Origin of the sequence: Blautia marasmi (genome assembly GCF_900258535.1) — a bacterium.
Lineage (GTDB): Bacteria > Bacillota > Clostridia > Lachnospirales > Lachnospiraceae > Blautia > Blautia hominis.
Map to the genome: position 1 here is coordinate 765,011 of NZ_OIWX01000001.1, position 20,340 is coordinate 785,350.

At 45.6% G+C, this 20,340-nt stretch carries 17 protein-coding genes; 4 read left to right on the forward strand and 13 right to left on the reverse strand.

The annotated features are described in order from the left end of the window. Window positions 1-217 precede the first annotated feature (217 nt). From C6P39_RS03250 to C6P39_RS03260, 3 genes are all read right to left on the reverse strand, one after another. Entirely contained in the window at window positions 218-1,873 is a 1,656-nt protein-coding gene (locus tag C6P39_RS03250) for an ABC transporter permease subunit (protein WP_104805842.1), read from the reverse strand. An 18-nt stretch (window positions 1,874-1,891) separates the two neighbouring features. Then, complete coding sequence (locus C6P39_RS03255; protein ID WP_104802808.1) at window positions 1,892-3,400, reverse strand: sugar ABC transporter ATP-binding protein; 1,509 nt, start codon at window positions 3,398-3,400, stop codon at window positions 1,892-1,894. Window positions 3,401-3,501: 101 nt separating this feature from the next. Then, the gene (locus C6P39_RS03260) at window positions 3,502-4,806 is read right to left on the reverse strand and encodes a substrate-binding domain-containing protein (protein WP_095173347.1); all 1,305 of its coding nucleotides are present in this window, start codon (window positions 4,804-4,806) and stop codon (window positions 3,502-3,504) included. Window positions 4,807-5,516: 710 nt separating this feature from the next. Between C6P39_RS03260 and C6P39_RS03265 the strand changes: the two genes are divergently transcribed. Beyond that, complete coding sequence (locus C6P39_RS03265; protein ID WP_104802809.1) at window positions 5,517-6,218, forward strand: LytR/AlgR family response regulator transcription factor; 702 nt, start codon at window positions 5,517-5,519, stop codon at window positions 6,216-6,218. A 90-nt stretch (window positions 6,219-6,308) separates the two neighbouring features. Beyond that, a complete protein-coding gene (locus C6P39_RS03270; protein WP_095173339.1) occupies window positions 6,309-7,598 on the forward strand; it encodes a sensor histidine kinase in 1,290 nt (429 codons plus the stop codon). A gap of 59 nt (window positions 7,599-7,657) precedes the next feature. Here the strand turns inward: C6P39_RS03270 and C6P39_RS03275 are convergent, their stop codons facing one another. From C6P39_RS03275 to C6P39_RS03315, 8 genes are all read right to left on the reverse strand, one after another. Continuing rightward, entirely contained in the window at window positions 7,658-9,268 is a 1,611-nt protein-coding gene (locus C6P39_RS03275; RefSeq protein WP_158661447.1) for a response regulator, read from the reverse strand. A 17-nt stretch (window positions 9,269-9,285) separates the two neighbouring features. Beyond that, window positions 9,286-11,016, reverse strand: coding sequence for a sensor histidine kinase (locus C6P39_RS03280; RefSeq protein ID WP_104802811.1), 1,731 nt, complete (start codon window positions 11,014-11,016; stop codon window positions 9,286-9,288). After that, complete coding sequence (locus C6P39_RS03285; RefSeq protein WP_104802812.1) at window positions 11,013-12,677, reverse strand: sensor histidine kinase; 1,665 nt, start codon at window positions 12,675-12,677, stop codon at window positions 11,013-11,015. The genes C6P39_RS03280 and C6P39_RS03285 overlap by 4 nt, the downstream gene beginning before the upstream one ends. Continuing rightward, window positions 12,637-13,776: a sugar ABC transporter substrate-binding protein gene (locus C6P39_RS03290; protein WP_104802813.1), complete on the reverse strand. Its 1,140-nt coding sequence runs from the start codon at window positions 13,774-13,776 to the stop codon at window positions 12,637-12,639. The genes C6P39_RS03285 and C6P39_RS03290 overlap by 41 nt, the downstream gene beginning before the upstream one ends. A 141-nt stretch (window positions 13,777-13,917) precedes the next feature. Then, on the reverse strand, window positions 13,918-14,973 hold the full coding sequence (gene uxuA, locus C6P39_RS03295) for a mannonate dehydratase (RefSeq protein WP_104802814.1): 1,056 nt from the start codon (window positions 14,971-14,973) through the stop codon (window positions 13,918-13,920). Between the two features lie 34 nt (window positions 14,974-15,007). Further along, on the reverse strand, window positions 15,008-16,366 hold the full coding sequence (locus C6P39_RS03300) for a GntP family permease (RefSeq protein WP_095173333.1): 1,359 nt from the start codon (window positions 16,364-16,366) through the stop codon (window positions 15,008-15,010). Between the two features lie 478 nt (window positions 16,367-16,844). After that, a complete protein-coding gene (locus C6P39_RS03310) occupies window positions 16,845-17,081 on the reverse strand; it encodes a hypothetical protein (RefSeq protein WP_207657106.1) in 237 nt (78 codons plus the stop codon). 147 nt (window positions 17,082-17,228) lie between these two features. Further along, window positions 17,229-18,095 (reverse strand): Rpn family recombination-promoting nuclease/putative transposase, encoded by an 867-nt coding sequence (locus C6P39_RS03315; protein ID WP_104802816.1) that lies wholly within the window; start codon window positions 18,093-18,095, stop codon window positions 17,229-17,231. Window positions 18,096-18,322: 227 nt separating this feature from the next. Here C6P39_RS03315 and C6P39_RS03320 point away from each other — a divergent pair, with 227 nt between their 5' ends. Then, a complete protein-coding gene (locus tag C6P39_RS03320) occupies window positions 18,323-18,595 on the forward strand; it encodes a CD3324 family protein (protein ID WP_104802817.1) in 273 nt (90 codons plus the stop codon). 111 nt (window positions 18,596-18,706) lie between these two features. Here C6P39_RS03320 and C6P39_RS03325 read toward each other — a convergent pair whose 3' ends face one another. Then, a complete protein-coding gene (locus C6P39_RS03325; protein ID WP_242986890.1) occupies window positions 18,707-19,384 on the reverse strand; it encodes a penicillin-binding transpeptidase domain-containing protein in 678 nt (225 codons plus the stop codon). A gap of 283 nt (window positions 19,385-19,667) precedes the next feature. Further along, window positions 19,668-19,805: a hypothetical protein gene (locus C6P39_RS27380; RefSeq protein WP_156087466.1), complete on the reverse strand. Its 138-nt coding sequence runs from the start codon at window positions 19,803-19,805 to the stop codon at window positions 19,668-19,670. Between the two features lie 80 nt (window positions 19,806-19,885). Here C6P39_RS27380 and C6P39_RS03330 point away from each other — a divergent pair, with 80 nt between their 5' ends. Next, window positions 19,886-20,332 carry a GNAT family N-acetyltransferase gene (locus C6P39_RS03330; RefSeq protein ID WP_104802819.1) on the forward strand — a complete coding sequence of 149 codons (447 nt, stop codon included), beginning with the start codon at window positions 19,886-19,888 and terminating at the stop codon, window positions 20,330-20,332. Window positions 20,333-20,340: the final 8 nt, after the last annotated feature.

Genomic DNA, 20,340 nt, shown 5'->3' on the forward strand with positions numbered 1-20,340 from the left:
CTGTTCACAGTATACTAAAAATGCAGCTCTTTGCACAGTAACGCACTTCGCGGTGCACAGTTCTGCCCTTTACAGTGGCCTGTGAGCCGTAATCAGTCTACTCCTATCACAGATCTGGTACCGGAACTCCCATCCCGGAACAGTGGCCTGTGAGCCGTAACCCAAATACATCAAAAGGGCCAGAACTGCTTCTGACCCTTTTGAAAATCATTCTTAATTATTTTTTCTGAACATATTTCAGACAGTCCAGTGTCACCGCCGCGATGATAATGATACCTTCAAATACAAACTGAAGGTTTGTATCAATACCAAGAATGGTGAGCGAGTATGTAAGTGCCGTAAAGATCATTACACCCACCACTACACCTGAAATCTTACCAATACCACCGGTAAAGGAAACACCGCCAACTACGCAGGCTGCAATGGCATCCATCTCCCAGCCCTGTCCGTATGCTGCGGAACCGGAGCCAACCATTCTGGCACATTCCAGCCAGGAACCGAACCCATAAAGAATACCTGCCAGGATAAACGCGCCAACCGTTACACCGAATACGGAAATACCGGAAACTGCTGCTGCTTCCGGGTTGCCTCCCACAGCATACAGGTTTTTGCCAAATGTTGTTTTATTCCAAATGAACCAGACGATCGCAATGGCTGCCACTGCCCAGACGATAATAGTGGGGAAGCCGTTTACTTTGGGAATGATCATGTTTGGGATCGTAGGTTCAATGGCACCGAATGACACACCTTTCGTAGCGTATGTGACAAGTCCGAAGATGACCAGCATATTGGCCATAGTGGAAATAAAGGGATGCATTTTAAATCTGGCAGTAAAGAAACCTGCAATGGCCGTAAAAAATGTACATAATACAATACATACTACCAGTGCCAGGATCACCCTAACCCCAATCGGCATACTCGTAAAGTCAAACACATGTCCGAAGACCGCCCCTGTATTAATACCCTGATGCATGATGATCGTTGCAGTTGTCATGCCCATACCAACCATACGTCCAATGGAAAGGTCTGTACCGGTAAGGAGGATCAGGCCGGCAACACCCAATGCCAGGAACATACGGGGAGATGCCTGCTGAAGAATATTCAGGACATTATTATAGGTAAGCAGAGGAACATTTTTCACCACCGGAGTAATGGCACACAGCATAATAAAGATCAGGATAATGGCAATATACAAACCGTTCGCAAGAAGAAATGCCCTGCGGTTGAATGTATATTTATAATTTTCCCACTTCTGTGCCCTGGACTCGATAAAGGTGAATTTTGACATACGAAGCATATCGATCAGATGATATTTATAATTGTATGCCATATGCCTTCTGTCTTTTACCTGCTGCAGATCTTTTTCCAACTGCATTTTTGCGTCAAACAGCCGGTTCTTATAAACATACTTCTCATCTTTTATTTCCTGATGGTCCGTAAGTTTTGACATGATCTCCTGATGCTGTTTTTCCAATTCCGCAATCCTTCTGCGGTGCTTCTCCTGAACGGCTGCTTTTTCCTGCTCACAGCTTTCTTTGACCGGCAGATAATAGTCCCTGTCAAAATGCTCTTTGAGGTAAGCTTCCGCGTCAGAGATCAATTTTGAAATCTCATCTTTGTGTTTCGCATCAACCGTTTTTGCCTTTTCCAGCTCTGTCCGGATTTTTGCGATCTCGGCTTCCTTCTCTTCTTTTGTAAAATTGCGGTCTCTCTTTACACTGTCAATTTTATTCTGAAGAGAGATAACTTTGTCTATTCCATCCACTCTGAGGCTGTCGATCTTTGTCTGAATCTTACCGACATAATCCTCGATTGGCTGACGCAGCTGTATTTCCTGTTCAGCCGTAAGAATCTTACTGTTTCCTTTCGCCATATCCATCCATCTCCCTCATTATAAGTATTTTGCGCTGAGCCTTAAAAGCTCTTCCTGGTTCGTCTCTTTAGTATTAACAATTCCGGAAAGATGTCCGTTTGACATCACACCAATACGGTTGGTGATCCCCAAGATCTCCGGCATCTCAGATGAGACAACAATAATGGTCTTGCCCTGTTTTGCCATATTGATGATCAGCTCATATATTTCATATTTTGCGCCCACATCAATACCCCTTGTAGGCTCATCCATCATAAAGATCTGGGGACCTCGCTCCAGCCATTTGCCGAAAATAACTTTTTGCTGATTCCCTCCGGAAAGGCTTGAGATCATATCCTCCGGGCCCATACACTTTGTATGCATGATCTTAATCTCATTGGACGTGGCTTTTATCATCTTAGAATCAGAAAGGGCCAGCCCGGACTTATACTGTTCCAGATTTGCAATGGTAGTATTGAACGTAAGATCACCTTTCAGGAAAAGTCCGTTGGCTTTCCGCTCCTCTGTGATCATGGCAAATCCATGTTCCATGGCTTCCTTTGCACTGCCGAAATTCATGAGACGGTCATTAAAATAAACACGTCCCGCCGCCCTGGTGCGGACACCGAAGATGGTTTCCAGAAGTTCCGTACGCCCGGCTCCCACCAATCCGTACAAGCCGAAGATCTCTCCTTCTTTTACGTCAAAAGAAATGTCCTGCAAATGAGGTTCAAACTTTGTTGACAGATGCTGGATAGACAGAATCACATCCTTTGGTGTATTGTCCACCGGCGGAAATCTGTTTTCCAGAGAACGGCCCACCATAGCCGCAATAAGTTCATTCATATCTGTGTCTTCGGAGCGTTTCGTCATAACCAAATTACCATCCCGGAGCACGGATATCTCATCACAGATCTCAAAAATCTCATCCATTTTATGAGAAATGTATATCAGGGAAATCCCCTGCTCCTTCAGCATCCGCATCATCTCGAAGAGTTTATCCACTTCCTGCACGGTCAGGGAGGAGGTGGGTTCATCGAGAACGATCACTTTGGAATTATAGGAAATGGCCTTGGCGATCTCGCACATCTGCCGCTGTGATACAGACATGTGCCGCATGGACTGGGTAAGATTTACCGTCATGCCCAGCTTTCTAAAAAGCTCAGAAGCTTCCTTTTTCATTCTGCCCTCATCAATGACCCCCATGGAATTGGTGGGATAACGGCCAAGGAACAGATTATCGATCACATTTCTTTCCAGACACTGGTTCAATTCCTGGTGAACCATGGCGATTCCGTTTTCAAGAGCATCTTTCGGTCCGGAAAAGCTCACTTCCCTGCCCTCAAGGAAGATATTGCCCTCATCCTTCTGATAGGTACCGAAAAGACACTTCATCATTGTGGACTTACCGGCACCATTCTCACCCATAAGCCCCATGACCGTTCCCCGCTTCACATCCAGGTTGATGTGGTCCAGAACCCTGTTCCGGCCAAAGGACTTGCTCATACCGCGTATGGATAAGACGATATCATCTTTCTTATCTTCCATATATTTTTACTCCTGTATACTAGTATTCAAACAATTAGGGAGAATTTCTTCTCCCTAATTGTCTTATTTCAACGGTAACTGTTTCTTACCTTCACAGTCATTTACTGATTAAGTAAAGAGGTATAAGAAGCTGCGTTGTCTGTCTTAACCATGTTGATCGCAAATGCATCGTACTGGCTCGGATTTCCCAGACGGTTTGTAATGTTGGACTCTGTCTGTCCGTCACCGCCGATGTAATCTACATCCAGGTTGAGAAGATCATCATAGTTCTGAAGAAGCGGCTGATATGTTGAGCTCAGGAAGTTATCGGAAGCATTGTAGATATCCAGCCATACCTTCTTGGTTGCATGTGCGCTTTCGTCAAGCTGGGTTGAAACCGGCTCGTAAACTTTTGTTGAGTCTGTAAAGTCTTTGTAATTGTCAGCAGTAACTGCAACATTCAGTGCGTAGTAGGAACGTTCGTCCTCTTTGTACACATATACGTCCTCACCCAGTACATTGCCGGCTTCGTCGGCGGTACCGATACCTGTATCAATGTCTACCCCGTCTAATGCGTTGCGGAGAACGCGGAGTGTCAGATATGCCTGCACATCAGCGTGCTGGCTGATCGTTCCGCCGTAGCCTTCTGCGATGGCAGCAACTGCGTCGTTGTTTGCGTCATAACCAAAGGTAGGTACTGTGTTGTCTTTTGACCATGCATTGAACATGGACATGCCCATACCGTCATTATTGGAAACAACCACATCAATTTCTTCGCCGAAAGAGGATGCCCATGTGCCAATGGCGTTGCCTGCTGTCGCCGCATCCCATGTAGCGCCTGCGGAGTTCTTCATCTCCTGGGAAGCCAGCTCACGGATGGTATAGGTCTTTCCGCCTGCTTCGATGGAACCGTCCTGTACGGCTGACGCTGAGCCGTCTGAGTTTGTTCCCACCGGTTCACTGTTGATGTCGCCGTCTTTCTCAACGCCTGTGCCAAGGGCTTTACGAACACCTCTTGTACGCGCGATGGAGTCATTATGTCCGATATCACCGATCGCCAGAACATAGCCGATGACACCGTCACCGTTGCGGTCGATCTTGTCAATGTTATTCTCTATATACTCTTTTACCATCTGGCCCTGAAGCTCAGCACCCTGGTTTGCGTCAAATCCCACATAATATGTATCGTCATTATAAGTCAGAGCTGCCATATCAAGTGCCCCGGTTGAACTGTTGGATGGCTGACGGTTAAACCACACTAATGGTTTATCCTTATTTGCCACGTCTGACGCTTCGGCTGCCGGTTCCTTTTTATCTTCCTGTTTTGTTGTGTCTGTGCTGCTCGGTTCCGCATTATCAGAACCACATGCGGTAGCTGAAAGTCCAAACAATACTGCCATAGTGAGTAAAACAATTTTTTTCTTCATAGCTGTTTTCTCCTTTTCCTTTAACACTCTCTTTTTCGTGTTCTTTGTTGATATTGACAGTATATCTGATATTTAATGAATAAAACATAGAATATTTTTTTATATGCATTGAAATTTTTAAGGTTGGGTTCGTTATATATGACAATATTCGACATGTATTCTTTATAATATGGGCAGGGAATTTGCTTTGAATAAATACCTACCGGATAGCTGCAAGGGAAAATGGGGTCTGGCAAGTTTTTGGACAGATATGGATAATATGATGAATCGGATTTTGCAACTATAGATTTGCATATATGCAATATTAAGTTGCTTAAAACAGGTGTTAATTATGTTGCCGCATAAAACAACCTATGGTATACTAAACAGGTGATCACTCAAGGAACAGCGGATGCAATTTCTTACACCCTCTAGTTTTTACGAAGGAGGGTGATGCCAATGAATACACTTGAAGTATTAACATTACTGCTTGTGATTTTTGCGGCCCTGACTTACATAGATCAGCATAACGACAAAAAGAAATAGCATCCCGCCCTGAGAAAGTTGGATGCTATTTCTAATAGATTATATTCCACCGAGGGTATCAGATCTTACATCTGATTGCCTTTCTTGAGTTGATTATACACCGGGGGATGCGAGAAATCAAGTCCCCCCTTAAATTTTATACTATATCATTAACATTTTGGCAAAACCGAAAGGATCACTGACTTATGCTGAATCTGGTAATTTGTGATGATGAGAGAGCACTGCGCAATGATTTGAGAAAGGTTCTGGAGACAGAATTGGATCTGTGCGGAGAGACGTTTAAAATTGCGGAATTTGACTGCGGTGAAGCGCTGGTCCGGGCGCTGAATGATTCTGCTTTTGATATAATATTCCTGGATATTGAGATGAAGGATTTGGACGGCGTGGCAACTGCCCGGGAGATAAGGAAAAGGACTTCTGCGCCGGAGATCATTTTCGTCACCTCTTATCCTGACTTTGTGTTCCAGGGGTATGAGGTGCAGGCTCTTAACTATATATTGAAGCCGTATCAGAGGGAAAAGATCGTCTCTGTGCTGCACACTGCCCTGGAACGGTTAGGTAAAGATACGGAAAAGTATTATCTTGTGGAGTCTAAAGGCCAGAGACTGCGCCTTCCGCTTAATCAGACCCTATATTTTTCCAGTGATAAGCGGTCTGTAAATGCCGTAACCCCGGAAGACCAGTATACATTCTATGGAAAACTTTCTGATTTGGAGACAGAGCTTCCCGATCATTTTGTGAGAATACATAACCGTTATCTTGTGAATCTGAAATACGTGCAGTCCTTACAAGGAAATTCTGTGCTGATCGGGGAGGAAGAACTGCCTGTCAGCCGTTCCTGCAAACAGGAGCTGGCAATCGCATTTGCAAAATATATGCTGGATTGATAAGCAACTATGTATTCCCATCAGACATTACAGATCAGGAATACATTTGTTTCTTATTCTGCATCTGCTTATACACACTAGGAGGACCATATGACATCCCAATCAATCTCCCTACTGGAATATTTATGTAACTTTACCGGAACCTGCGCTTATGTGATCTTTCTTTTTCTTCTCCTGCGCAGATTTCTCACACCGCGGAGCAATAAAAAGTGGTTTACTCTGCTGTCCTTCCTGATCCTGCCATCTTTATCGCAGCCCTATATATACCCTGAAGAAATGACGGGAACCGTAGGTGTTCTGCTGCTTTTTATAATATATTTGCTGATCATGTTTAAAGGGACCTTGCTGGAACGCCTGTCCGTCTGTATCGTGATCTATCCCATACTGATATCCCTGAACTTTTTGACTGAGAACATCGGTTACCAAATTTGGGATATGAACCAGGATATGTCGCTTACTGCCCAGACAGTCCTGCACACCCTCACCATCTATCTGCGCATACCTGCATGGTATCTCATATGGAGGCTGAGCCGCAAATGGATTCCCCATGTCAGGGAACTGACTGTGCGCATGTGGCTGGTGATAGACATTATCAGCCTGGCCTCTGCAGTGGGACTGATCACCTTCATATACTACTCACCTATGGACAGAGCCTACACTTCCTACCCTGCCTGCATTGCCTGTTTCCTAACCAGTATGGGAGCACTCTATCTGACTTCTTATGTGGCCAAAACCATAAAAAGCAATATGGAAATGCAGAACTTAAAGTACCAGCAGTCCTACTATGAAGAACTGGAAGAAAACCAGAAGACGGTCCGAAAGATCCGCCATGACATGAAAAACCACCTGAGTGTGATTTATTCTTTTATCCAAAACCGGGATTTTCATGGGGCGGAGAAATATTTCCGGGAACTTTCCGGGGAACTGACTGTAAACAACCGTATTTTCTGTAAGAACAGTATTGTCAACGCTGTGCTGAACAGCAAGTATAACACTGCTTTGGAAAATAAGGTTGACTGTTTTTTCAATATCTCCATAGACGGACTTTTGGGCATTGATGATATCAGTCTCTGTTCCCTTTTTTCCAATACTCTGGATAATGCCATTGAGGCCTGCGAAAAAATTCAGGATACCTCCAAACGGCAGATATCCCTGAAAGCCAGATATGATAAAGGATATTTCAGCTACGAAATCTCCAATTCCAAAAGAAATCCCATCACGGTAAAAAAGAACCGTTACGTGACAGAAAAAACGGACAAGACCCTCCACGGATTCGGTGTGCAGAATGTCCGTGATATGGTGGAAAAATATGCGGGAGATATGGATATCTCTTATACGGATGACAGATTTACCATTACGATCCTGATCGGAAACTTATAGAAACCAGTAGGATGTCATCTTACGGCATTGTACTGGTTTCTATAAGGATTTTGCTGTTACTATATATGATTTCCTCCTGCCCTGTAGTCTTTCGGTGACATCCCCGTATATTTCTTAAACTGCCCGGTGAAATATTTATAATCACTGTACCCCACATCCCCCGCGATCTCATACACCTTATTTGTGGTGGTGCTGAGCAGTTCTTTTGCTTTCTCCATCCGGAGACTGGTCAGGTATTCCATGTAATTCCGGCCTGTCTCCTGTTTGAAGATATAGGAAAAATAGGTGGTGGACAGATAGAGGTTTTGGCATATTTCATCCAGAGAGATCTTCCTGCTGTAGTTTTCCGCAATATAAGCCTTTGCCTGCTCGATCACAAGCCTGTCCCTGGCCGGCTCCTCCACACCGTTTTTCTTCATCATGAGTACCATGCCGCGGGCTGCCCTCTGCATGATCTCCCTTAGTTCCTCCATGGATAGGACATTTTTGACTCTTGTCTCAAAAGAACCGTCCGGGTAGCACTGCTCCTGTGCAGGCTTCAGAATGCCGTATACAGCATTTTTGAGCATGATCCCCAGGACATAGCAATAGTTTTTTATAAGCTCCGGGTTCATTTTTTTGTCCTCGAACTCTGTGAACATCTGATCTATGGAAGACTTTACATCCTCCTCCCTTCCGGCCAGTACCAGTTCTGTGATGCTGCTTATCTCCCTGGGATATTCCTGAATCCACTGTTTTTCAAACTCATACTCAATGCCGTCCCCAAAGACATTCACCACCTGCCCTGCCTCATGAAAATTAGAATCAATCGCTTTTTTTGACTGGACAAAGGATTTATGCAGGTGGGTGATGGAGGGATATACCATTCCTATTCCCACACGCACCTGGGGACTGGCCTCTTTGAAGCATTCCTCTTTTATCCTCTTTGCTGTCCTCTCCAGATCTTTGACCAACTCGGCTTCCCTTAGCTCCTCCACTTCGGAAAAAATGAGGATGATCTCCTGTATATCGCGAAGCACAAAAATCCCCTGGGGAATACATTCCTCCAGGATTTTCCGGTATGTCTGCCTGACCTCATCTGCATCCGCATCCTGCGGATGGGCAATCCGTATGACGGCGGCCTGCACATTCCGGGTGGAGAGTTCCAGCTCCAGACGCATGATCTCCTCCTCCAGGTTTGTATAGGCTTTCCTCTCGCCTTCCAGAAGTTCCAGAAGAAGCGCTTCCCTGAGCTTTTCCATTCCCTCATTCAGCACCAGCATACGGCGCTGTTCCTCTGCCTGTTCCCGGAAGCGCCGGTCCAGTTTTTCCTTCAGCCTGTAAAATACAGCTTCAATTTCCTGCTTTCTCACAGGCTTTACCATATATTCAAAGGCACCGAAAGAAACTGCCGCTTTCGCATATTCAAATTCAGCAAAGCCGCTCAGTATGACGATTTCCGTCTGCGGGTACTGTTCCTTCACTTTTCTAGAAAGCTCCACGCCGTTCATTCCGGGCATCTTGACATCAGTGAGCACCACGTCAACAGGCATCTCCTGCAAAAGCCTCAGTGCTTCCTCCGCGTCCTCCGCCTCGGCTGCTATCTCAAACCCCTGTTCCTCCCATTTGACGCCTCTTTTGATCCCACGGCGGATGATGGCTTCGTCCTCCACCAAAATGATCTTATACATTTTTTCTAAGCCTCCTGTTAGTTCCCATATTCGTTTCTGATGGCCTCCTGTCCCTGCACACATGCCCCTGTCTCCCAGGGGATCTTTATGACTGCCCTGGTCCCTGCACCCTCTTCTGACGCATAGGAAAGACCGTACGCATCCCCGTAATAAAGGCGGATCCGCAGATTCACATTCCTGGTCCCCACACTTTTAGCCGGGTCATAATCGCTGTCCTTCATATAATCCGTCACTTCCTTTAGGCGTTCTTTTGTCATGCCTTTTCCATTGTCCTCAACCCAAAATTCCACTCCTTGTTCCGTACGCCGGCCAGTTATTATGATATGTCCGCCCTGTTTCATGCTGCGTATCCCATGCTCAAACGCATTCTCTATGACCGGCTGCAGAATCAGTTTAATGGTTCTGCCGTCCATGATCTCCCGATCTGTTTTCCACCGGACATCAAAGTTTTTCTCATATAAGATAGTAAGTATCCGCAGATAGCTTTTCGCATTTTCTATCTCCTCCCTGATGGTCACGAATTCCCCGGCTGTCGAGACACAGAGCTTGAAATAATCCCCCAGCACAGCGATCATCTCCTCTGTCTGCTCATATCCTTTTTCCTCCGCCATCCAGTAAATGGTCTCCAGCACATTTAACAGAAAATGTGGATTGATCTGCTGCTGCATGGCATTCAGTTCCAGCTCCTTGATGCGCATCTGTATCTTCTCCTCGGCAATCCTGCTCACATACATCTTATCCCGCAGTTCCCGCTGTTTTCTAATCATTTCCGTCAATTTTTGTTCCAGCATATGATGCTCATCCCCAGAAAACTCTGCCCTCTCTTCCCCGTTGCTGCACTCCCCGGTCTCCTCTCCAAGGCCTGCACGGTACATCTTCCTTCTAATCTGACCAAGAGGAAGCGTGAGGCTCTTTCCCAGCAGATACATACAGGATGCAGAAAACAGAAGCAGGGCTGCAGCCAGCAATTTTAACCCACCTTGTGGGCTTCCGGCAGAGATCCGGCTCTTGGAAACAGAAAGTTCCCAGCCGTTTCTTAAGGATATGGTATCTGCCTTCTCCCATTCTTCCCCCTCATCCTCACCAAATAGAATCTGCCCCTCTTCCCCTGTCAGACAGAATCTCTGGTCCTGTGTCCGTTTCAGCAGGGTTACGATTTCCTCAAATGCATCCATATTGCATTTGAGGATCAGGTGACATGTGATCTGCTCTGGCTCCAGGCCGGGGCTTAGAAGTCCCGCCAGGTATACAGCCCCGTCCTCCCCTGTCAGGAAAACCGGTGCATCTCCTGTATCTTTCCTTACCGATTCCACAAGCTTCTGAAAAGCGGCAGCTTTTGGCACCTCCTTCTGTCCCTTCAAAAAAACGCTGCCATCCTCTGACAGGATCACCCCATAGTCAAAGAATGCCTCCTCCCTGCAGGCATGGTAGAGAATATTTTCTATCCTGGATGCAGTGGCCTCCTCCTGGTAACGGTTGTTTTCGTGATACAGATAAACATCTGCCAGCAGATCAGGGTTCTCTGTCAGATATCTGACTTTCTGCTCATACTCCGCCAGATAGGCATTCAACTGGTTCTGCCCCTGTTCCAGATACATGCGCGTAAATCGTTTCTCTCCTTTTTCTGACTGGACCTGACGGTTCCATGCAGAAAAACAGGACAGGAGCAGCACCGGAATAAGGCATAGAACACTGAAAAAAAGTACCATCCTGCGTTCTATGGAGAGGCTTCTCAATTTTTTTGTCATGTTTCCTCCTCTTTCACCGGCACCAGAATACAGATTCCATTTTCTTCAATCGTAACACCATAGTGTTGGCCAAAGTAAAGCTTCAGGCGCTGATTCACATTCCCGCAGCCCGACAGTTCCTGTATCTTTCGGAAACCTTCTGTAGGGTTCCGTGGTACCCCGCTTATGAAAAACCGTACCTGGGAACCTTCCCGCTTTCCTTCCACACAGAACTGTATCTCCTTTGCTTTTTCTTCCAGCGCTTCATTGATCATATCCTCCATGACCGGCTGGAGGATCAGTTTCATTACCCGGCAGTCCTCTGTCCCCTCCCGAATGTCCCACCATATCCTGATCCTGCCCCCAAAGCGAAGATTCTGCAGAAACAGATAGTTTTCCACGCTCTTTGCCTCCTGCCCTACGGTTGTATACTCCTGCCCTTTGCTGATGATGGTCCGGAAATAATTTCCCACTGCAATGACCACATCACTGATTTCCTCCGCTCCCTCATACTGGCCATTCCAGTATATGGTCTCCAGGGTGTTATAGAGAAAATGGGGATTGATCTGCTTCTGCAGTGCAGACAGTTCTGTCTCTTTTTTTATTCGTTCCAGACGGCTCTCTTTTAACTCCATCTGCAATACTTCATTTCCCATATGTCCCAGACGCTCGTTCATCTGATTGAACCCCTGGATCAGCTCATGGTATTCGTCCCTGCCCTCATCTGTCAGAAGCTCCTTCCAACCGTCGCGTTCCATGGCTTTCGTCAGCTTTCCCAGAGGCTCTGTGATACTGGCTGTCATAATTTTTGACAGATAAAACACCACTAAAATTCCTGCTGCAAGAAGCGCGAACAAAACCCCGATCTGCTGATAGACACCGTCCAACAGATAGGAATAGGGCACACCATTTACGATTTTCCACTGCATGGAGGAAATCACGTGACCGGAAGTAAACATCTTCCCCTGTTCTGTAAAGGCAACCGCCCCATCCGCTCCTGACGCTCTGTCAAAGGCATCCTCCCCCGCCACCAGCGCGCCGCTGCCGTCAAAAATAGCCGTTTTCCACTGTTTCCCCGCTCCCGCATTTTCACAGAGCGTCTCTGCATAATCCTTTTTCAGGGCCAGGACAATGGTTCCGTAGGGCTTCATGGCCTTTGAGATCACAATATAGTTCTCCTTGTCCGCCCCGGTTTCTTTTGGGATAAAACTCCAGAGCGGCCCATCAAGGACCTCAGTCTCTGCCAGCAGCGGGGATCCCTTTTTCGTGATCGGTGAGGGATAATAAAATTTTGCTCCGTCAGCACTGCTGATCTCCACCGTATCCACCTCCTGATTCTGCCCGAAAATACTGTTGACCAGAAGGCGCATATCATTTTCCGTCTGCTTTTTTTCATCCCAGTCCGCACTGTTGTAGGAAGAAATCCGCTGTAAAAGTGCACTGCTCTCCTCCACAGCTTCAATCTGGCTCAAATATTTTGAGAAATGCTGCTCCATATTTCCCAGGGAGATGTCCGCCATAGCGGCAGAATAATCCACTGCCATTTCCTTCATCTCCTCATAGGACCCTGCAGCGCTGCAGATTCCCAGGATCAAAACCGGTACAATGGAAGCCAGGAAAAAGAAAGTCCTCAGTCTTTTTTCAATTTTCAGTTTCCGTATCCAGCGAATCATTGTATGCATAGCCCCACTGCTCCTCTGCTTTTTTGTACCAGTGCCGCCGGTCCTCCACGTTATCCCGGTTCATATAATAAGGCGGTATGACCGCGTGTTTTCCTCTCTCATCCTCCTGTACTTCATAGGAGCCAAACCAGGTATCCTCCAGGAAGTATTCTCCCACAGGCACCTCTTTCCCGGTAAAGATATACCCCTCCAGCATCTGCACCAGCACATCCCCGTACGCCAGGGCATCCTGTACTACGCTGCTGTCATAATATCCGCTGCGGATCTGTTTTCCCGCAAATGGGTCCCCGTCAATGGTAACGAATATAATATGCCCCTGCTCCCCCGCCTTCTTCCACATTCCGGCTTCCCGGAGCGCCTGCACAAATCCTCTGGCCGGATGATCACTGGAACAGTGGACAGCATCAATCTGACTGCCTTCTGCCAGAATACCGGCAAGCCACGTTCTGGCTTCCTTGGGATCCCCCTTCATATCAGCGGGAATGCACTGGATATTTTCATATTTTTTCATTTCGTCCTCAAATCCCTGTTTTCTGGCTTTCCAAGCACTGCTCTCCTCACTGCCGTAACCGTGGCAGACCGTTCCCCTTGGCTCTTTATATTTCTCTGTGAGAAGCCTGACGATTTCCTGCGCTGCCATTTTCCCCGCTTTATAATTGTCAAAGTTTATAGTAAGGCTTACCTGGCCGCCTGTGGACTCCGTATCTACAAGGACCACCGGAACGTTCTCTTCATTGATCCGTTCGATAGCGGAATTAATGCCGTCCTTATCAATAGATGCGGCAACGATCACATCCGGGCTGCCGGCGCAGAAATTCAGCATCTGCTGATTCTGGCGTATCTGGTCATAGTCAGCAACCGCTTCCCTGTACTCCCAGCCCATTGCCAGCGTATCATTTCTGAGAGAGGCATCCAAAAGACGGTGAAAATACGTGTTCATACTTTTCTGTACAAATGCCACCTGCCGTTTCTCATTCCCAGTTTCAGCGGTACTTGTCTCCAAAGACTTTTCCTGCCCTTTCTCTTCCCCGCCGCAGCCGGTCACCCACAAGACGGTCCCAAGGATGAGAGCGGCCGCCCAAATCCGGATATGCTTCATATGATTCCTCCGTTTCCTGTTTCTGTAGGTAATAGGTAGTATACAGTCATGTCTATTCTATCATACTACAGGTTTATAGAGTAGAAAAACAGACCGGCATACAGGAAATCCTTCTGTTCCCCCTATGCCGGTCCGTACTCTCTATCTGTTTGTTTTTTCCAGGGCCTCCCATATGCCGTTTAAATATGTGGCTCCCAATGCCCTGTCATACAGGCCGTATCCGGCTCTTCCCGTCTCTCCCCAGATCATGCGCCCGTGATCCGGACGGATATAGCCATCAAACCCATTGTCATGGAGCGCTTTCAGAATAGCGAACATATCCAGGCTTCCGCACGCTGACAGATGCGCCCTCTCCTCAAATCCTCTGTTATCCTCCAGAACAGCCACATTTCTGGCATGGACAAAATGGATCCTTCCCATGGCCGCGTATTTCCCGGCCATTTTCACCACATCATTTTTGGCACTGCAGCCAAGAGAACCGGTGCAGAGGGTGATACCGTTATGGGGATCATCCACCAGTTTTAGGAAACGGTCCAGATTCTCCTCACAGGTTATGATTCTAGGAAGGCCGAAAATACTCCAGCACGGGTCATCCTCATGGATTGCCATGTTCACACCGCAGGCAGCAGCTGTGGGAATTACGGCCTTTAGAAAGTAACGCAGATTATCCCACAGATTCTCCTCGGTCATACTGTTATATTGTGCCACAACATTTTTTAATTCCTCCCTGGAATAGCTGGCATCCCAGCCCGGAAGCGTTAAATCGCTGTCTTTCGCAAGAGGATTTACCATGTCCACCTGCTCCTGATAATACACGAGGGATGTGGAACCGTCGGGCAGCATATGGTCAAGCTGTGTTCTGGTCCAGTCAAATACAGGCATAAAGTTATAGCAGATACACTGAATCCCTGCCTCTGCAAGCCTTTTGATGTTCTCACAGTAATTGGCAATGTAGCGGTCTCTGGACGGCATGCCCAGCTTAATATCTTCATGTACCGGAACACTCTCGATCACTTCAAAATGAAGGCCTGCCTCCTCTGTCTGTTTTTTCAGCTTTGCAATGCTCTCTCTGCTCCAGACCTCACCGGCAGGAACATCGTAAACTGCTGTTACAATAGAGTGCATACCCGGAATCTGACGGATATTTTCTAATGTGACCTTGTCTTCCTCACCATACCATCTGAATGATAATTTCATATTCTTTTACCTCTTTCTTATCTATTTTCAGTTGTTACCGGACAATAAACCAAACAATCGTGGCGCCTATGATACCTACAATCCCTATGATAGTCTCCATCACAGTCCAGGTCTTCAGGTTTGTCTTCTCATCCACCTCAAAAAGGGATTTGGAAAGCCAGAAACCGGAGTCATTTACATGGCTGAATGCCGTTGCGCCGGCTGCCACGGCAATGGTGATGGTGGCAAGCTGAATCTGGGATAAATCCCCCACAGCGGGCATGGATGCCATAATACCCGCAGCCATTGTCATGGACACAGTAGCGGAACCTACAGAAATCCTCACCGCTGCTGCGATCAGAAATGCCACGAGGACCAGAGGCAGCGGCAGCGCTCCCACGAAATTGCCAAACGCCTCGCCAATCCCTGAATTCTGGAGAATAAAGCGCAGCATACCGCCGCCTGCGATCAGCAGAAGGATATTTCCGGCGGATGACAGCGATTCAGTCATGATTTTTGTCAGTTCCTCCCTGGTGTATCCGTGGCGTATGCCCAGAAGGACCATCGCGGTGATCGTGGACAGCAGAAGGGCGATCATCGGTGTTCCCAGAAATGTCAGGACCGGTTTCAACGGTCTCATAAAAGGGATCACAGAGGACAAGGTGTTCAGGATGATCAGAAACAGCGGGAGCAGAATAATGGCCACCACTGTGCCGAAAGAAGGAAGTTTTCCCTCTGCCATCTTCTTTTCATTCCGGGTAAAGGAGGACGGAACAGGAAAATGATATCTGTCCCCCGCAAATTTTCCGAAAACAGGACCTGCCAGGATCATAGCAGGGATACCGATGATAATACCTAAAAGGATCACATAACTCAGTTCCACGTTCAACATCTCCGCCACCAATACCGGCCCCGGTGTAGGCGGGATAAATGCATGTCCGATGGCCAGACCGGCCAGCAGTGGAATGGCATAGTGGAAAATAGAGCGGTTGGTCTTCTTTGCAATGCCGAACGCTATCGGTATTAGAATCAAAAGCCCTGACTCAAAAAATACCGGCATTCCCACTATAAGGCCAGTAACCCCTAAGGCCCAGGCCGCCTTTTTTTCTCCGAACCGATCGAGCAGTGTCTGGGCGATCACCTCCACACCGCCGGAAACCTGCAGAATGGCACCGAACATAGAACCCAGACCGATCAGTACAGCTATCGTCTGAAGCGTAGTTCCCACACCCTCAGATAAAGTGTCTGTGATCATGGTAAACGGCATTCCCACTGCCAGTCCGATTATCAGCGCTGACAACATAATTGATAGAAACGGCTGCACCTTCAGTTTGATAATCATGAACAGCAGCACTGCAAATCCCAGAAGCGCTCCGAAAATCAGACGCTCCGGTGATGCAACAAAATTCTCCATTTTTTCTTATCCTCCATCATCTCGTAACAGTTTCCGCGGTTTGTTACCTCTTTTCTTGATGGATTTATTGTAGCAAAAAATGCTTTTAAAAAATATGGGGGAGAATTTGTATTTTATACGGTATATTTATGTTCTTCCGTCCGGTTTCAGACACACTCCTGCCCTCATCTGCCAGAAAGGAAAGCCTTTCTTCTTACGCTGTACCATGCAGGAACAGCCGGCTGATGCAGACACTATATCCGTTGTCTCACGAACTCAGGTCCTGTTATTGAAGATCCATGGATAATGTTTTGTTATAATATTACTATTCCTATTTCAGGGTAACTTGTAGAGTGTTGTACCGGCTATTAGGATTCCTCTGCCCGACATTTGAATAGTCTTTTAGGATTTGTTATATGCCTGATTCGGCATAGATTTGTAAGACAGGATGCTGCAGACAAAGGTCTGCAGTATCCTTTTTTATTTTCAGAAACGCTATTTAGATTTTATCCATTTCCTTCGCAAATTCTGCGATAGAATCCACACGTGCCGCCAGTTTCAGATATTTTAACAGAATATCCATATCCTGCTCATTCAGGATTTTATTTCTAAGTTCATCAGGTACAGAACCTATATCCTGCAGCAGAAGCAGGATGGATTCCGCCTTGCCTTCCGCCTTTCCTTCCGCACGCTCATCTTTCAATAACTCTTCCAGCAACATAAACTTCTCCTCCATTTCCCGGCTGCTCCTGTTAGGATTCCTCTGCCCGTCATTTGAATAGTCTTTTAGGATTTGTTATATGCCTGATTCGGCATAGATTTGTAAGACAGGATACTGCAGACAAAGGTCTGCAGTATCCTTTTTTATTTTCAGAAACGCTGTTTAGATTTTATCCATTTCCTTCTCAAAATCTGCGATAGAATCCACACGTGCAGCCAGTTTCAGGTATTTTAACAGAATATCCATATCCTGCTCATTCAGGATTTTATTTCTAAGTTCATCAGATACAGAACCTATATCCTGCAGCAGAAGCAGGATGGATTCCGCCTTGCCTTCTGCTCTCCCTTCCAGCTTACCTTCCGCACGCTCATCTTTCAATAACTCTTCCAGCAACATAAACTTCTCCTCCATTTCCCGGCTGCTCCTGACATGTTCCATGAATTTCTGGATCTTTCGGATAAAATCATCCTGATAATCCAGGGCACTGTCTATTAGATCAGCCTTGACAAATTTAAGGAATTTAACAAGTTTTACAGGCACCTCCGCCTCATTTTTTCCGCAGGTACTCAAAAAAATGGTGGTACTGCCGTCCGCGGCGGGCAGTCCTGTTTCCGCACAGATATTCCGGAAAGTATAACGGTATTTTTTCTGTCCAAAGGGATCAAAATCGCAGATAAAGATCACATAGGCTGCAGGCAGTTCTCTGTAGTCCTCTCCGGTCAGCAGCAGTTCCATATCCATTTGGCTGTGATAGTATCTGGCTCTTTTTCCCAAATGGGACTTTGGAGACACTTGCATTTCAACATTATAATGTGTCTTATTTTCATCCCTTGCAATAATATCAAGCCGTATCCCCCGGTATTCCGGATGGTAGATCATACTTTTTTCCTTGCTGATCTCCACTTTCTCAATGGGAAACCCCACTGCCATTTCCAAAAAATCACGGCAGATTTCCTCATTTACCATAACTGCGCCAAACATAAAATTATCTTTAAATAAGAGTTGTGCCAGTCTTCTGTTTTGATTCATAAATAACCTCCGCACAGGCAGAGGAATCCTGTTTTGATTATAACATAATGTTTTTCCCTATGGCAACTTGAAAATGACACAGTCCTCAACTATAATATAAAGACAAAGGGGGGATGGACCATAAGGAAAAGCAGAAAATATTGTGCACAGCAAAGGCTGCTGCATATCACAAAAACAAAATAGCAATAGCCTTTGCTGTCCTAAAAAATACATTTTAGGAGGGCACAATGGGCTATATTCACGCTTTGGAAGTTTTGCCCCAAGAATTGGTCGAACAAATCCAGAAATATGTTGACGGGCAAGTTTTATACATTCCAAAAATAAAATCAAAAAGATGCAGATGGGGAGAAAAGACAGATGCAAGAGTATATTTCAAGGAAAGAAACATTGAAATATACAACAGCTATAAAAATGGCATGGCTGTCTCGGAACTGTCAGAGAAATATTTCTTAACTCCCAAAAGCATTCAGCGTATTATACGGAATATGCAAAATTTATGATCCGATGAGCCACTTTGCAAAGTGGCTCATCTCATAATTACAAACAAACGCAGCACGTTCCATCTTGCAAACAGAATTTGCTGCAAACAGGATTCTGATCCTCCCTTATCTCTATTCCAATATTTTTAGGGCGATCTCTTTCGCTGTACTGCCGGAAATCTGTTCTTCCTGTGATACATCATTTAGATATACGGCAAAATATCTCCTTTGTTCGGCTGTTTCAATAAATCCTACAAACCATGCCTCTCCATCAGAACCTGAACCGGTCTTTCCATATATTTGCTGTGTTCCGTTATCTTGCGTCAGCATAACCTTTTTAAGGATTTCAATGTCCTGCCTGTCATAGATACTTTTTCCTTCAAATATTTTTGATAAAACTGCCACTTGCTCCAAGGGTGAAATTTTCAACGATGCATTTAACCAGAACCCGTTTAATTCCTGGTATGGATTTATATTACTGCCCTCCCATTTTGAAATATCACAGTTGCCGTATTCCAGCTCACTTAACTCCTTTTCCGCCTCATCTTCACCTACAGCATCTATGATCTGACGAAAATACCATATACAGGATGTTTGAAATGCTTCCTGAAAAGTTAAGTTCCCATTCCATTCGGGATTTGGATATTCCGTTCCATTGTAGTTCATGGTGGAGGTCTCATCCGTTATAATATCGTTATGTAATCCCATTAACGCTGAAACAATCTTAAACGTTGAATAGGGGGAAGCTTCTTGTTCCGAAAGGGCCTTATTATAAAAGGAATATCTGTTTTCTGATGGACTGTACAGCACCGCACAGCCATTTATACCCTGAAAGGCATTGCTAAAATCAATCTCTTCTTCCGTAATATTTTGAGCCTCATTACCTTCTGCTTTGCCATCTGTTTTATCAATTGTTGTATCCTCTGTTTCAGATTGTTCTGTCTGTTCCGTTTCCGGCTGCTCCGGTATTTCTTGTTTTTCCCCACACCCGGACAGCATTATCAAACTTACTGCTGCCATGCAAAAAATCTTTAAAAACTTTCCCATACCGTATCCCTTTCTTTATAATTATCAATTTTTCTGTCCGGTAACATTATAGCATGGATAAAATTAAAAACGAAGCACTGCATACTTTTTTATAACCGTATCCGGCACTTTTTAAAATATTAAAACTTTGCTCCCTTCCGGAAGTACGGTAATAAAAAGCCGCACCTTTATTTTTTACAGCCATGTATGTTCCCCTATTTATAATCGGAAAAGGTATAATAGATCCTGTAGCACTGATAGAAAATAGGAAAGGAAAACCAGCCAATGGAAATTTTGAAGATCAATGACAGCGATAAAGCTAACTACATGGACTTGCTCCTTATCGCGGATGAACAGATCAATATGATAGAAAAATACTTGTATCGCGGTGATATGTTTGCCTTGTGGGAACATGACCTTAAGGCAGTCTGCGTTGTCACACAAGAACAGCCCGGCGTCTATGAAATCAAAAATATCGTCACGATCCCCAAGTATCAAAGGAAAGGATATGGACAGTATCTAATCTCCTATATTGCTGATCACTACAAAAATGCAGGCAACGAGTTATATGTGGGAACAGGCAACAGCCCGATGATACTCCGTTTTTACGAAAAATGCGGATTTGAAAAGTCACACATTGTAAAAAACTTTTTTATAGACAATTACGACCACTCCATGTATGAAGAAGGACAGCAGTTAGTAGATATGATTTATTTGAAAAAGTATATCTGATCGGTACC